This is a genomic window from Woronichinia naegeliana WA131 (genome assembly GCA_025370055.1).
Classification (GTDB): domain Bacteria; phylum Cyanobacteriota; class Cyanobacteriia; order Cyanobacteriales; family Microcystaceae; genus Woronichinia; species Woronichinia naegeliana.
Genome location: CP073041.1, coordinates 4,460,589 through 4,474,947 on the forward strand (window position 1 = coordinate 4,460,589; position 14,359 = coordinate 4,474,947).

The 14,359-nt window shown below is 39.8% G+C and carries 11 protein-coding genes and 6 pseudogenes; 10 read left to right on the top strand and 7 right to left on the bottom strand.

The window, feature by feature from the left end; all coding sequences use genetic code 11:
* Positions 1–73: 73 nt before the first annotated feature.
* Positions 74–1,142 (top strand): annotated as a pseudogene (locus tag KA717_22520) (IS4 family transposase).
* Positions 1,139–1,711: pseudogene (locus tag KA717_22525) on the top strand (transposase). The pseudogenes KA717_22520 and KA717_22525 overlap by 4 nt, the downstream one beginning before the upstream one ends.
* Positions 1,712–1,845: 134 nt before the next feature.
* On the opposite strand, the gene KA717_22530 reads toward KA717_22525, so the two are convergent.
* Together KA717_22530 and KA717_22535 are read right to left on the bottom strand one after the other, a co-directional pair.
* Positions 1,846–2,442: an IS4 family transposase gene (locus tag KA717_22530; GenBank protein ID UXE58782.1), complete on the bottom strand. Its 597-nt coding sequence runs from the start codon at positions 2,440–2,442 to the stop codon at positions 1,846–1,848.
* A 24-nt stretch (positions 2,443–2,466) separates the two neighbouring features.
* Positions 2,467–2,952 (bottom strand): hypothetical protein, encoded by a 486-nt coding sequence (locus tag KA717_22535; protein ID UXE58783.1) that lies wholly within the window; start codon positions 2,950–2,952, stop codon positions 2,467–2,469.
* Positions 2,953–3,545: 593 nt separating this feature from the next.
* On the opposite strand from KA717_22535, the gene KA717_22540 reads away from it, so the two are divergent.
* The 7 genes and pseudogenes from KA717_22540 (at position 3,546) to KA717_22570 (ending at position 8,155) form a co-directional block, all read left to right on the top strand.
* Complete coding sequence (locus tag KA717_22540) at positions 3,546–3,962, top strand: XisH family protein (protein UXE58784.1); 417 nt, start codon at positions 3,546–3,548, stop codon at positions 3,960–3,962.
* The gene (locus KA717_22545; protein ID UXE58785.1) at positions 3,950–4,285 is read left to right on the top strand and encodes a XisI protein; all 336 of its coding nucleotides are present in this window, start codon (positions 3,950–3,952) and stop codon (positions 4,283–4,285) included. Before KA717_22540 ends, KA717_22545 begins: the two co-directional genes overlap by 13 nt.
* A gap of 196 nt (positions 4,286–4,481) precedes the next feature.
* Complete coding sequence (locus KA717_22550) at positions 4,482–4,685, top strand: Uma2 family endonuclease (protein UXE58786.1); 204 nt, start codon at positions 4,482–4,484, stop codon at positions 4,683–4,685.
* Positions 4,685–4,927, top strand: a complete 243-nt coding sequence (locus tag KA717_22555) for a hypothetical protein (GenBank protein UXE58787.1) — start codon at positions 4,685–4,687, stop codon at positions 4,925–4,927. Before KA717_22550 ends, KA717_22555 begins: the two co-directional genes overlap by 1 nt.
* Positions 4,915–5,793, top strand: coding sequence for an ISKra4 family transposase (locus KA717_22560; protein UXE64753.1), 879 nt, complete (start codon positions 4,915–4,917; stop codon positions 5,791–5,793). Before KA717_22555 ends, KA717_22560 begins: the two co-directional genes overlap by 13 nt.
* 162 nt (positions 5,794–5,955) lie before the next feature.
* A pseudogene (locus tag KA717_22565) lies at positions 5,956–6,357 on the top strand (IS1 family transposase).
* 196 nt (positions 6,358–6,553) lie between these two features.
* On the top strand, positions 6,554–8,155 hold the full coding sequence (locus KA717_22570; protein ID UXE58788.1) for a GAF domain-containing protein: 1,602 nt from the start codon (positions 6,554–6,556) through the stop codon (positions 8,153–8,155).
* A gap of 772 nt (positions 8,156–8,927) precedes the next feature.
* Here the strand turns inward: KA717_22570 and KA717_22575 are convergent.
* Together KA717_22575 and KA717_22580 are read right to left on the bottom strand one after the other, a co-directional pair.
* Positions 8,928–10,265: pseudogene (locus KA717_22575) on the bottom strand (IS5 family transposase).
* 160 nt (positions 10,266–10,425) lie between these two features.
* Positions 10,426–11,121 (bottom strand): annotated as a pseudogene (locus KA717_22580) (IS1 family transposase).
* Between the two features lie 165 nt (positions 11,122–11,286).
* On the opposite strand from KA717_22580, the pseudogene KA717_22585 reads away from it, so the two are divergent.
* A pseudogene (locus KA717_22585) lies at positions 11,287–11,495 on the top strand (hypothetical protein).
* A 19-nt stretch (positions 11,496–11,514) separates the two neighbouring features.
* Here KA717_22585 and KA717_22590 read toward each other — a convergent pair.
* From KA717_22590 to KA717_22600, 3 genes are all read right to left on the bottom strand, one after another.
* On the bottom strand, positions 11,515–12,831 hold the full coding sequence (locus tag KA717_22590; protein ID UXE58789.1) for a hypothetical protein: 1,317 nt from the start codon (positions 12,829–12,831) through the stop codon (positions 11,515–11,517).
* Positions 12,832–12,924: 93 nt separating this feature from the next.
* A complete protein-coding gene (locus KA717_22595) occupies positions 12,925–13,236 on the bottom strand; it encodes a hypothetical protein (protein ID UXE58790.1) in 312 nt (103 codons plus the stop codon).
* A gap of 70 nt (positions 13,237–13,306) precedes the next feature.
* Entirely contained in the window at positions 13,307–14,332 is a 1,026-nt protein-coding gene (locus KA717_22600; protein ID UXE58791.1) for a tetratricopeptide repeat protein, read from the bottom strand.
* Positions 14,333–14,359 lie beyond the last annotated feature (27 nt).

The window sequence follows — 14,359 nt, forward strand, 5'->3', positions numbered from 1 at the left end:
GTACAGGACAAAAGGCTTGAAAAGTATACGAGAAAGGGGTTTCATGGAAGATGAACGTAATGTAAGAAAACCCATGAACCAATATAACGCATTGAAACAAGCCCTAAAACCCCATTTGGGATGGCATGGTGCCAGACTCTCCTTCCTAGCCTTGTTCTTACTCGCCCTCCTCAAAGTGAAAACGGTTAACCTTAAAGAATTGGCTCTGGGTTTTGAAGGTCGGGCATTGGTGGATTCTCATTACAAACGCTTACAACGCTTTTTCTCAGGATTTGAGCTGGATTACCATCACATTGCCCGTATTGTAGTCAGTTGGCTGGATATCCCTCAACCTTGGGTATTAAGTATTGACCGCACAACCTGGGAGTTTGGCAGTCATGGTTATAATATCCTCACTGTCGGCATTGTCCATGAAGGAGTAGCCATTCCCATCTTGTGGTGGATGCTTAGCAAGAAAAAGGGCAATTCTAACAGTGATGAACGAATGCGTTTTATCGAGGAGATGCTCAAGATTTTTCCCACCGCCCTGATTCGTTGTTTATGTGGCGACCGTGAGTTTATTGGTCAGGCTTGGCTTCGCTATCTTCTGCTCGAACCGCTACTGGCTTTCTGTCTGAGAATTCGGGCTACGGACAAGATTGAGCACAATGGCAAGCTTTTGGCCGCCAAAGTCATTTTTGCCCATCTTGCAAAAGAGTGAATCTCAACGTCTTCAAGGGAGTTGTCGGGTTTGGGGATATCCTGTTTCTGTAGAGGCTCTTCGCTTGCCTGATAATTCTCTACTCATCGTCATTGGACATCCCGATTCCCAAGGTCTTATTCACGATTATGCCCTGCGTTGGGGCATTGAAACCCTTTTTGGCATCTTTAAGACTCGTGGCTTTTGCTTGGAATCTACTCACTTTACTGACCCCAAGCGTCTTCGTAAGCTTTTGGCTTTACTGACTTTAGCTTTGGCTTGGTCTCTCAAAACTGGTCTAGCAATTCATCATCTTCATCCCATTCCCCTCAAGAAACATGGTCGCCTAGCGCAGAGTCTTTTTCGTCTTGGTTTTGACCATCTTCGTCATCTTGTTCTTAATCCTTCTCTACCCAATTTTTCTCTTTTTCTCGACTCCCTACATTTTTTGTCCTGTACTTAGATGAGCAACAGTTAGAAATGTATGAAAAAAAGACAAATAAAGTAGAAAACAGAATTGTGAGTGTAAGCCAACCTCACGTGCGTCCAATAGTGCGTGGAAAAGCGGGAAAAGCAGTAGAGTTTGGAGCTAAAATATCGGCAAGTAATGTGAATGGCTTTGTCTTCTTAGACAAATTAAGTTGGGATAATTACAACGAATCGGGAGATTTACAAGCGCGAATAGAAGAATATAAAAGGGAAACAGGATGTTATCCGGAATCGGTTCATGTGGATAAAATCTATCGAACAAAAGCGAATCGAGCTTATTGTAAAGAAAGGGATATAAGAATGAGTGGTCCCCGATTGGGAAGACCGCCGAAAGAGGTGAGCAAAGAAAAAAAGAAAGAGGCACGCTCAGATGAAAGAGTGCGTAATGCCATTGAGGGTAAATTCGGACAGGGAAAGAGGAAATTTAGTCTTGGTCGAGTGATGGCCAAACTACCTGAGACCTCGGAAACGGTAATTGCGATGAACTTTTTGGTAATGAATCTTTCTACTCTACTTCAGAAGACAAAAAGTAAAAAGTTGTAGAGTCGTTTTTCTTGTGAAAAATGGTGTTAATTTTCCTCTCTTTTGTGAGGAGTGATTTGTGTTGACCTTTTTAGACAGAAAGGAACAATAGATTAAACAAAATCTGTATTTTGATTTGTTTCCATAAGGATAAGTTATCTATGCTTTTTCAGTCCATACTTCCCTAACCCACATTTCTTTCGTTTTTTGACTTTTTCAGCAAGCCCTAAATAGGCTAGTCCTAAAAGTCTTTTCGTTAATAAAAAGGCTTCTTCGATTGTCCATCGTCTTCGATATAAATCACAGACCTCTTCGGCGGACAGTTGTTCGGGAGACAACACATTTGTTAAATACTGATACCAGATTGTTCCCCATAATACTGAGACTAATCTCACCGGATGCTTGCAAGGATTAGAACGGTAATTTCCCATAATGATAATCTCATCTCTGTAATGACTACCTTGAGACAATACTTGTTTGGTTTTGTAAGATGTACCCGCTCTAAATCTGGTTAGAAAAAACTTTTTAGCTTCTGTTAACAAATCAAACCACACAAAGCTAAAAAATCCCATATCTACGAGAATTAAACCATTTTCTGGTAATTTAGCTGCCAATTCTTCACACCATATTTTATCATTTGATTTATCATTTTCTGTGTACCATAAAGTAACGGGTCTTTGGGTAAAGGCTTCCACTACCATCATTATTTTACCCCCCAATTTACTCTTTTCTTCTTTTTTACTTATTTTCATATTTTTCCTTATCTGCTCTAGCGTTTAGCCATCTGCTATCCACACTGCACTAAACTTTTCTCTTATTTTTTCCCATTTTTCTCCTACTTGGAGCTTCTTCCCTTTTTCGGCTGCTTTTTCTAACACTTCTTTTAGTAATATTGCAAATATTTCGGCTGGCACATTCATCATTCTTTTTGATACTGCCTGTTTGCTTACTTTTAATGATGCTACCCATAGCAATCCCTCTTCCTCTAACAGTCTTACCGCTTCACTTATACCCGCTATTTGACGATACACTATACTTAACACTAATGCCACCATTACTGGTAAATTTAATACCCTATCTCTCATCATTTTCTCATGAGTTCCCTGTAAATATTTTAATGGTGTAAACATTGTGGGTTCTAGTAATTCAAACAACTCTTTTGTTATTTCAGGGATTTCTACCCCTGGCTGATTTGTCTTACGACGTAAGTCTGGGTTTCCTTTTCTCCGAGGATGTTGTCTTGCCATTTGTTTTTTGCTCACTTTTTTATATACTAACCTTTTTTTCAGCCTACTCTTACTTCCGCCTGCTTTTAGGCTAATCTTTTGTGAGTAGGCATTTTGGCTTAAGTTGACACCAATGAACACTGTTAAGCCCTTTTATACGTCTATCAAGCAATACATTGTCTGTTGACCGTTGAGATTATGGACATAATGGTATTATGTCCCTACAGAAATCGGAATCTTGAATGCACAACTTATTAAATCCTTGTTCCTTATTATGCTGAAGTTCGTACCTACTTGGAGCGTCAAGGAATACCCATTGGAGGTAATGATTTGATTATCGCTGTCCATGCACTGGCATTGGATTTGATTTTAGTAACAGCAAATGTGAAAGAATTTTCTCGCGTTCCTGATCTGCGAATAGAAAATTGGTTGGATATTTAATTTCAGACAGAATCTCACAAGAAATATTCGGCTAAAAAATTGTTACAAAAAAACTTGACAAGTATCCTAGCTTTAATTTAGGATTTTGCTAAGTCAAATTTCACCTTAAATTCTGGAGAAACAAACCATGACTAAGAAAAACCTCAAACCCCAACAAACCGCTCCTATACAACGGGAAATCTAGATCAATGCCTGCTAAAGATATTTTTCATGATGCGGTTAGAAAGGGATTAGAACAAGAGGGTTGGGTAATTACAGATGACCCTTTGAGAATTGAAGTTGGTGATGTAGAAATGTATATTGATCTCGGTGCGGAGCAAGTTTTAGGGGCTGAAAGAGCGGGACAGAAAATTGCGGTGGAAATTAAAAGTTTTATTGGTACATCTAATGTTTCTCAATTTCATCAAGCTATTGGACAATTTTTTAACTATCGTTTAGCATTAGAAGAAAAAGAGCCAGAGCGGGTTTTATATTTAGCTGTTCCTTCGGGAATTTATTTTTCTTTTTTTCAATTACAATTCATTAAGACTGTTATTGAGCGTTTCCAACTTAAAATCATAATTTATGACCCGATTCAGGAGGTAATTGTGCAATGGAAAAACTAGGGCAATATCGTCAATATGTACAGCAAGTTATCAAGGAATATGCTCAGTTAGGTTCAGCTAAAGATGAAATTGAGCAACAATTAATTTTTGATACCGTTGGAGATCATTATCAATTAATGTATGTGGGCTGGAAAAACAGGCGACGACAGCATGGTTGTGTTTTACATTTGGATATTAAGAATAATAAGATTTGGATACAACATGATGGAACTGAGATTGGTATCGCCGATGAATTAGTTAAATTAGGCGTACCTAAAGAAGATATTGTGTTAGCTTTTCACGAACCTTTGGTTAGAGAATATACTGGGTTTGCGATCGCTTGACTTAATCGTGTTTGTCGTTACAATTTGTTGAGCAAAAATTTTGATAAGTCCTAAAGCATTAAGTTAGGATTCTCTCAACTTAAATTCATTAATTGTGGAGACACGAACCATAACCAAGAAAAACCTCAAACCCCAACAAGCCGCTCTGTGTGCAACGGAAAGTCAATACCACTTTTTTTACTAAAGAATAAATTTTATGTTAACAATTAAGCCTCGATTTGAAACCTTTGAAGAATATCTTGTATATGAAGATAATTCGGAAAAACTCTATGAACTGTTTAATGGAGAATTGATAGAAGTGCCGCCAGAGTCAGGTTTTAATGTCCAAATTGCTAATCGCCTTGGGTACATCCCGGATAAAGTAGTACATAGAATCTGGGGTAAAATGGAAAAAAACTGATGAGCGAAAAAAGTATGTTACCGATTCCCCCAGAAGAAAAAGCACTGTTAAAACAGCATCTCACCGAATCAGCCCGTATCCTGCGCAAATATACGGAACCAGAGAAACAGAAGGACTTTGGAAGCATCGAAGTAGAAGTCAGAACTCAGATGTTAGAAATTGTGGGGCCAACAATGGGGGAGTTTTTTTTTCAGAAGGGGGAAAAAAACGGTCTGGAAACAAGCGAAAAATCAAAACCCTAGTCGGAGAAGTGGAAATAAGCCAAAAACAAGCCAGAAAACTAAAGGTGTCGCCAAAAATCGTCTTAAGTCCAGGTTTAGAGAAATGCTGTCTAAGAGCCAGTGCGAAAACATCCTACCAACAAGCAGAAGAAGATATAGAGGAGTTGATGGGGATAAAAGTAGGACATAGCAGTTTACATCGCTTGGTAGAACGGACAGAACTGCCCTTAGCTCAAGCTCAGTCAGAGAGTGCGGGGGTCAGTATAGATGGGGGAAAGATTTGTCTGCGGGGCGAGGAGAAGGAAGGGGGACAGTGGCGAGATTATAAACTGGTGAGTCTTCATGGCAATGTCTGTGAAGCCTTTTTCCAAGACCCAGAGGGCTTAAAGAATTGGAGCAATGTTCAACCTTTGTCCCCAATAGTGACCTTTTTGGGAGATGGTCATCCCGCAATCTGGAATGCGGTAGAGAGTTTCGCCACTCAATCGTGGCTGATACGACGAGAGGTGTTGGATTGGTATCATCTCAAGGAGAATCTGTTCAAAGTGGGTGGCTCTCTCAAACGGCTAGAAGCAGTGGAGCATTTACTGTGGCGGGGTTTTGTGAACAAGGCAATAGATGCGTTTGATGGAGTCAAAAGCAAGAGGGCAAAGAATTTTCAAGCCTATTTGACGAAGCATTATCAGCGTATCCCTGATTACCAATACTATCAACAGCTTGGTATTGTGATTGGTTCTGGTGATGTGGAGTCTAAGATTAAACAGGTGGGAGCTAGGGTTAAATTGTCGGGAGCACGTTGGCATCTTCATAATGTTTCTCGTATTCTTCGGCTACGATGTGCTTATCTCAATCACTCTCCTCTTTTGAGTGTCAATGTATTATCTTAAGTGGGATGCACCCACTGTCAATTGAGTTAAGACAAAAAATAATAGTGCAAAAATGTTAGTCATAAAAAAGTTGATTTAGGAGATAGATTTGAAAAAAATTTATATTAGTTGATATTCTACATGATCCCTACCATATAAGCTATTTAGACTACCACTACTATCGAATCACTACCGTCATTTGTTTTCTCCAAAGAAAATAAGTTTTATGTCTGGTTAGCTATAGACAGAACAACAAGAGAAATTGTTGGTTGTTATATTGGGGACAGAAGCCGTGCATCAGCCAAAAAACTTTGGGCAAGTTTGCCTGCTGTTTACCGACAATGTGTCGTTGCTTACACGGATTTTTGGGTATCTTATGAGAAAGTTATTCCCAGTAAACGTCATTGAGCAGTCGGTAAAGAGACGGGACAAACTAATCATGTTGAAAGATTAAATAATACCTTTCGACAAAGAATCTCTCGACTGGTGCGAAAAAGCCTCTCTTTTTCCAAAAATGTGGAAAATCATATTGGGGCAATTTGGTACTTTATACACGACTACAATGCCCAATTAGCAAAGGCTTAAGCCGCCACCACTACTATCGAATCACTACCGATAGAACCCATTTTGTTAGCAAATGTTAGTGTTTTAGGAGCGGTTCTATTGACAATGGGATATCACGCAATCTCTCATTCAGTACAAAGCTCAAGGATCTTTTGACAACTTGAAATTTTGAGACAAGATAGGATCAATCCCTCTGTTGCCGAAAGCGAGTATTGTTATGTACCTAGAAGCCATCGATTTAGGAGTCAGCGTTAATCCTACTCATCACCATAACTATCTTAGTTGTTGTTTAGATGGACTTTCCTCGCGCGATCGCGAACAACAAAGGGTGACATTACTGGAACAGTTAGGCCTCTTAGACACGGAAATTATTCCTATTTTTGATGAAGCAGTTCAGACGGCGGCTCGCTTTTTGGAGGTTCCCATCGCGCTGTTAACGATTCTGGTCTATGATCAGCTTTGGATTAAATCAGCCCTCGGCTTATCTCGTTTGGGATTGCGTAATCCTTTAGCCGCAGAGCGGAAAATGAACCGTCAGGACGGATTTTGTACCCATGTAGTGGACAGTCAACAGTCCTTAACTATTTTCGATACGTACCAGAACAAGGCTTTTGCTCAGAGTTTATTGACTCAACATTATGGCATCCGAGCCTATTTAGGAACGCCACTGTTAACCTCTGATGGGCATTGTATTGGCAGTTTAGCCGTGATGGATTTGGTTCCCCATGATTTTTCTTGTCGGGATCTGGAATTTTTAACCATGACAAATCGCTGGTGTATGTCCGAATTTGAACGGGATCTGCTCCAGAAAAATCAGACGACGATCTCAATGATTGCCTCTTCTTTCTCAGAAAATAATACTACCCAGCCACCGTTATCTCACCAGGAAACGGCGATCGCTTACCCTCAAGAAATACTCCCCGAAAGTAACCACTCACCGCTTGCTTTAATCACCCCCAATCCTCTGAGCTATTCCTTAGAAAGTATTAAGCTCAAGTTATTACACCAGTTAGTTCAAGAATTACAAACTCCCTTAACAGCCGTCATTGGTATGTCCAGTGTCCTACGGGGGGAAGTGTTTGGCAAGTTGAGTCCTAAGCAAAAAGAATATTTGGGCATTATTCATAACAGTGGTGAAAATATCCATTATCTAGTCAAGGAAATTCTGAATTTAGGGTCAATTGACGAGCAAGCAAAGATGCTAGAGTTGATCCCAGTCAATATCGAAATGTTGGCTCAAAAAGCAATCAATAGTTTATCGGAAGTTGCTAAACAAAAACGTCAAGATATTCGCCTATCTATCGAGCCAGGCAAGCGAGTCTGGTTATTAGATAAGGACAAGTTTCGCCAAGCCATTTACTATGTTATTTCCAGTGTGATGGAAGCGTCGGAGCCAGGGGGAGAGATTCGCATTCATATTTCCCGTCGCAGTCAAACCATTAATTTCGCTATCTGGATGTATCATCCCTGGGTGGGAGATGGTCTGCCCCATATCCATTTACAACCACCGTTGCTGATTCCAGGCGGTAGCAAACCCGTTGCGGGAGATGATTTAAAAGAAAGCTTAAATATTACCAGTAAGGAACAACTTCTAACCGTTCCCCTGTTGGAATCTTTGATTCAGAACGCCAATGACGATACCCAGCCCATTTTAAAACAACCTCAAAAGTTATTAGGTTTATTGTTAGGCTGTTATTTAATTGAATTTCATGGTGGCAAGATCATTGTTCAAGGTTCTTCTGATGCGGGCTATCGCTATGTAATGATGTTGCCCAAAATCGCGGCCAATGAAGATGACTCATCAAAAATTTGGGTCTGAAACCCCGCTGATGGGGCGACAAGAGTGGTCTAAAGCCTTACTGGATAAAGGTTGTAGGATTATGCAATCTTACAAGATAAGTTCCGAATAAGATTCTTAATAAGAAAGATTCTTATTAAGATTGGCTGAAGCCCTCATTCTATCGTCAATTAGTACGTATTATAGGAGAGGATTTTGTACAAACTCAATCGCCTAAAATACTTGCCTAGCAAGAGATAGAGATAGTATTGTCGCCCCTTCAGGCAGGGCGAACGCATCTAAAAATGATACAGACACAAGAACATTATAGAGGGATGGATAAGGGAAAATAAGGGAAAGTGCATAGAAAACAAAAGCGATGAAACTGGTAGTGTTCTGAATCTGTGGAAGCACATCTAAATAAGACATCCAAGCGATTGATAAATAATCCAAGGACAATATCGTGCATCACAATAGATTTGGAGAAACAAATCGTTTTTCTCGCTATACCTCGCACGGTGATAATTTGCGTTTTTTAGTTCAGCCCCCCTAGCCCCCCAAGTTTTGGGGGAACCATTCTCTATTTAGGGCTTGCTGAAAAAGTCAAAAAACGAAAGAAATGTGGGTTAGGGAAGTATGGACTGAAAAAGCATAGATAACTTATCCTTATGGAAACAAATCAAAATACAGATTTTGTTTAATCTATTGTTCCTTTCTGTCTAAAAAGGTCAACACAAATCACTCCTCACAAAAGAGAGGAAAATTAACACCATTTTTCACAAGAAAAACGACTCTACAACTTTTTACTTTTTGTCTTCTGAAGTAGAGTAGAAAGATTCATTACCAAAAAGTTCATCGCAATTACCGTTTCCGAGGTCTCAGGTAGTTTGGCCATCACTCGACCAAGACTAAATTTCCTCTTTCCCTGTCCGAATTTACCCTCAATGGCATTACGCACTCTTTCATCTGAGCGTGCCTCTTTCTTTTTTTCTTTGCTCACCTCTTTCGGCGGTCTTCCCAATCGGGGACCACTCATTCTTATATCCCTTTCTTTACAATAAGCTCGATTCGCTTTTGTTCGATAGATTTTATCCACATGAACCGATTCCGGATAACATCCTGTTTCCCTTTTATATTCTTCTATTCGCGCTTGTAAATCTCCCGATTCGTTGTAATTATCCCAACTTAATTTGTCTAAGAAGACAAAGCCATTCACATTACTTGCCGATATTTTAGCTCCAAACTCTACTGCTTTTCCCGCTTTTCCACGCACTATTGGACGCACGTGAGGTTGGCTTACACTCACAATTCTGTTTTCTACTTTATTTGTCTTTTTTTCATACATTTCTAACTGTTGCTCATACACTTTTCCTATCGTTACAAGCTCTTCTTGCTCTTTTTTCGTTAGTTTTTCTAACTTTGCTCCCTCTTCTATCATTTTTTCTATATCAGACAAGTTTCTTTTTATATATCCTAGTTGTTTTTTTGTTCCTTTTCTTCTTTCTTTTTTTGACACACGACGTTTTTTTGCTATGGCTAAGTACTCTTTTCTTGCCACTTCCCTATAAGTCCTCGGCTTTTCTTTCCTTTTCTCTTTTATTTCTTCATACAGCTTATCTATTATTTTTTCTGTTTTTTCTCTGGCATCATTCAATATTCCTATATCCGTTGGATATTTTATATCTGCTGGTGTACAAGTCGCATCTAACAATAACTTTCCTTCATTTTCTTTTTTTTCTGACGCTACACCCGTCGCTTTTTTTTCTATTTCTTTATTAATTTTATTTATTAATTCCATTCCTATTTTTTTACGAAAATGAACCATCATTGACGCATTAAATGCTTCTTTGCTACTATAGCTTTCCATTCCTATAAAGTACTGTAAATAAGGGTTCTCTTTTATTTGTTCTACTGTTTCTCTGTCACTTTTTCCTGAAATTTCTTTGATAATTAATGCTCCTAATGCCATTCTAAATGATTTGGCTGGGGCTCCTTTTTTTTCTGTGAAGTTTTTTGCATATTCTTCCTCATATTCTTCCCAGGGAATCATTTTTGACATTTCTATCCAACGATTTTCTTCGTCTAACTGCCCGCCGAACAGATTTTTCAAGTTTTCTGGTGTTTCAATTGAGTACTGTTGCTTTCGGTACATCTGCTTTCTCTCTTCTTAATGCAATGGTTTTGAGGCATTCTACCCTATTTTCGTGCATTCTAGCGGTTCTTAATTCGCCTACTATTTTTCTCCGTAAAGGTTTCAGCTTTTTTCAGCAAGCCCTATTTATCGGTTTCAAAGTCCCCCAGCATTGGGGGATTCAGGGGGCGAAAATCTCAATCCATGACCGTGCCAAGTATAATCTCTTTATTCGAGTTCTCAATGTCAAGTGCTTTCGTTCGATTTTTTGAGTATTATACTTACCCACCTCATGCAATGCTGGCTCAATATGTCGTTCGTAAGCCCCTCATCCATCTGTATAATATTGAGTAATACCAAAAGGTTCTAACAACTCTTTTAGCCTTAGAAATGCTTCGTCTTTGTGACCAGACAAAACATAAGCTAATATCTCACCTGTCTTATGAGCAATAGCGTGCCATAACCATCTTTGCTCTTTTTTGCTCTTCACAAAACCCCACATTTCGTCGAGTTCTGCTTCCACGTCATTCCATTGGCAGAGCGTTACAATACTCTGACTGGGTTCCAGTTCTGCTAGTTTTTTTTCGTTGACGAATACTAAACTAGACTCTTTTTTTTTTAGTTCACTAATCACTGTTGATGGACTAATCCTCAGCACACGGGCTGTATCCCTTATGCCACTACCATTCATTGCCATTTCGGCAATCTTTTCCTTTACTTCTGGCAAATAACCTTTATAAGTATAGTTTAAGATAAATGTGCAACGCTTACATTCTGTATTACGACATCTGTAACGCTCTTTCCCCTCCCCAGAGGGGCCGTGTTTCACAATATCCGTACTTTGACAACTTGGGCAAACAATTGCTTTGAATAGCATGGCACACCAATTTTAAGATTTACATTTATTTATTATTACTCTTTTCCACAGGTTTAGAACACGACCTTTCTTATATCAGCCAGTTTCGGACATAACGGCACTCTTTGGTATCGGATGTCCGATTTTCTTTTCTCCACTTACCCGCATCGAGAACTTCCCACTGTCCAGTTAGAGAAAAAGTATCCGATTGGTTTAGGTGTTACGGAAGCAGCTTGTAAGACGTTGGTCAAACAACGATTATGTTGTTCAGGGATGCGATGGAAGGAAAAAGGAGCAGGAATTATTTTGAGCCTACGGGCTTTGGTATTGACAAGGAACGATGGAGTCAATTTTGGGCAAAACTTGATCAGTATGGGTTTCCTGTAGAACCCTGATTACACCGTTCTTTATCAATTAGAGGTCGCACCCTGTTTGACAAAGAGGCGATCGCCCTTTTTTTCGAGATCGGAAAAATAAAGCTACCAAAGCAACTCCAAGAAAAGGCATCATCGCTAAAGAGGGGAGCATCGCTGGATGATGAGCAACCTTGCCCATTGTGGGTGAAGTGGGTAAAAAAACCTGAGAAACTCGTAACGAATTAAGAGCAGTCTGGGAAGATGTCTGGTAAGAAACTAAAACATTATTTGTCGTACTAACAGTAACTTCCGGATCAAAAACAAGCTGGGGAGTGGTTCCATAATTACTAACCTTAAGTTGCACGCTATTGTCCAGAAGACTTAAAACCCAGACATCATTAGTTTGGGTTGTCTGTTGCCCTTTAACCACGCCAGCAACCAGAGCCACATAACTACGACCACCAAACACAAAGGGAAGAGGATTCGCCAGCCAAGGAATTTGACCAGATGGATAGGGAACGGTCGTTGTATTGATTAATGTCCATTGATTATTAATTTGACGATAGACTCCTATCTTGGAATGGTTGAGCAAGGCGACAATAATGTTTTCTCCATTGTATTCAGGAGTTGCCAAAATCTTAGGGTCTGTTTTTTGGTTCCCAGAGTCAGTGGTTAAGGTCGTTGTAGTTCTGCTATCAACATCAAAACGAGCCGCCTGATTAACCCCATTGGTATCTCTTACCGTTGTAATGATCGATCTGGTGGTGGTTCCATCCGAATTTTCTATCCAGCGAGGCCCTTCAGAGCCTCCATTTTTTGGGGCATAGGGAAGGAAAGCTCCCGTATTGGTCGGTGTTCCTTCCTTCCAAACATTGAGATATCCTAGATCGGTGCCATTCGTTGTTTGTTTTTGGAGATAAATCATACTAGTGGATGTGTCCTGGGCATTGACTGATGGTAATGCCCCTCCCACTTTTGGATAAGAACCCGTCGTGATGGCGATGGGGTTGGCATCGGTAGTGTACCACCTAAAAAGCTGATATTGTCCATTCGTATCTACGCCGGTGTAGTAAACCGCTAGACCCTTTGCACTGAGCCCAAAACTGGCTCCGTAACCGGGAACACCTTGACCAGGCGTTACGCTGTTAGATTGTTGCTGTACGCCAATAAGACGACCTTTCGTATTGGTGGGAATTATGCCTGTATTAGGCTCAAAGTCAACAATGTAAACATTAGACAATAGGGAAGTCCCTGTTGCGGCGTTCCTATAAATCATTTGATTGGTTGTTGGCGAGTACTCATTGTCATAGTAACTAAACTTGGGATTGCCGACTGGACGATCAATGAAGGAAGGGACAGCTTGAGCTTGTAGCATGGGGTGAAAATCCTCTAATCGTTAACGTTTTTGAATTTATAAAATTATCGAGTCTATAGAAAGTTTACGCCTTAATGCCTATCATTAAAGAGCCTATTCCTGCTGCACTAGATTTTGTTCGTCATAGGATTGACAGAGACGATCTAGTAGCTCAATCTCCCAACGAGTTTGTTGAAGTAGGAAACGGAGCCAAACTTCTCGATATTGTAATTCTTTTTTTCGCTCTCCTAGCTCTGCGATGCTACTTGAACCCATGAGAATAGAAGGGTCATCGGTTCGGATCATGTCCCAACTTTGGAGACTATCAAGGAAATCAATAACACTCCCATAGGGTTCAATAAACTCATCTAGACTAACATTGTCCACCAAGGAAGACAATAGAGGCAGATTACCAGAATCAGTCATTTCTGAAATATTCTCCTATTTCAAATAATACGGGTCATTGAAAATAATACTAGGAAATAGACTTTAAAAACTAAGAAGAGATAAGAGTGTCAATTTCCTTTTTGTAGATTTGAGCACTTTCTTGCCAATTAGAAGCTCCGTCCTTCAAGTTTGCTTGTTTATTATTTAATAATGTTTTAGCTTTGGCATAGGTGAGGGTAAGCTCATAGGCGTTACTCGCTTCTTCAAACCTTTTTTGTTTAGTGTATAGATCCCCTAAAAGTTTATACTTTTTCCATTGGATATCATCCGTGTTCGGTAGATTTTTAAGGAGCTTTTCTGCTTTTTTTAGATCTAGGTTTAAGGTGACTAAAGCTTCTGCTAATCCAAACTTTGCCAAAACTTCTGATCGTTCATCAATATCTCGAAAACTCAGGGTTTTTTCAAAATTATCCTTGGCATCATAGAATTTCCCTTTTTCAAGATAAATACTACCTAGTTGAACATAGGCTGGTGCCTTGTCTGGTGCAAATTCAATTAAATTTTTAAGCACAGTACTAGCGTAGGCAATGTTACCTTGATTTTTATAGGCACGGGCAATCAAAAGATAACTTTCTGTTTGATAGGGATCTAGATCAATGGCCTGACGGAAGTAAGCGATCGCTTCATCATACCGATTTAACTTAAGCAACAGATTCCCTAACCCCAGATAACCAGCCGTTGACTTAGGATCAATGCGAATCAAGTCTTGGAAATAGTCTGATGCTTTGCCCCATTCCTGATTCGCCAAACATATTTTGCCAGCCAAAGTAAAGGCTTGAGGCATAAACGGATCTAGCCGAATAACTTCCTCTGCATGGCGTAAGGCTTCATCGTAGCGTTTTCGAGAAAAAAGTATTCCCGCAATGCAAACATGAGCACCTTTAGAGGTTGGATCCTTAAGAAGAGCTTCATCAAAAGCTTCCAAGGCCTGATCATATCTTTTTTGCTCCATCAACTGGATACCTCTTTTAAAAATATCCGAAGACTTTTTGCCAAGAAGTCTTAGACCCTGCTTTGATCTTCCTGAGGACGGAGCTTGGTTATCCTTTTTAACACGAGGAACAAAATCAGCCATAGGTCATAAAACTCCCTGGATTCCATT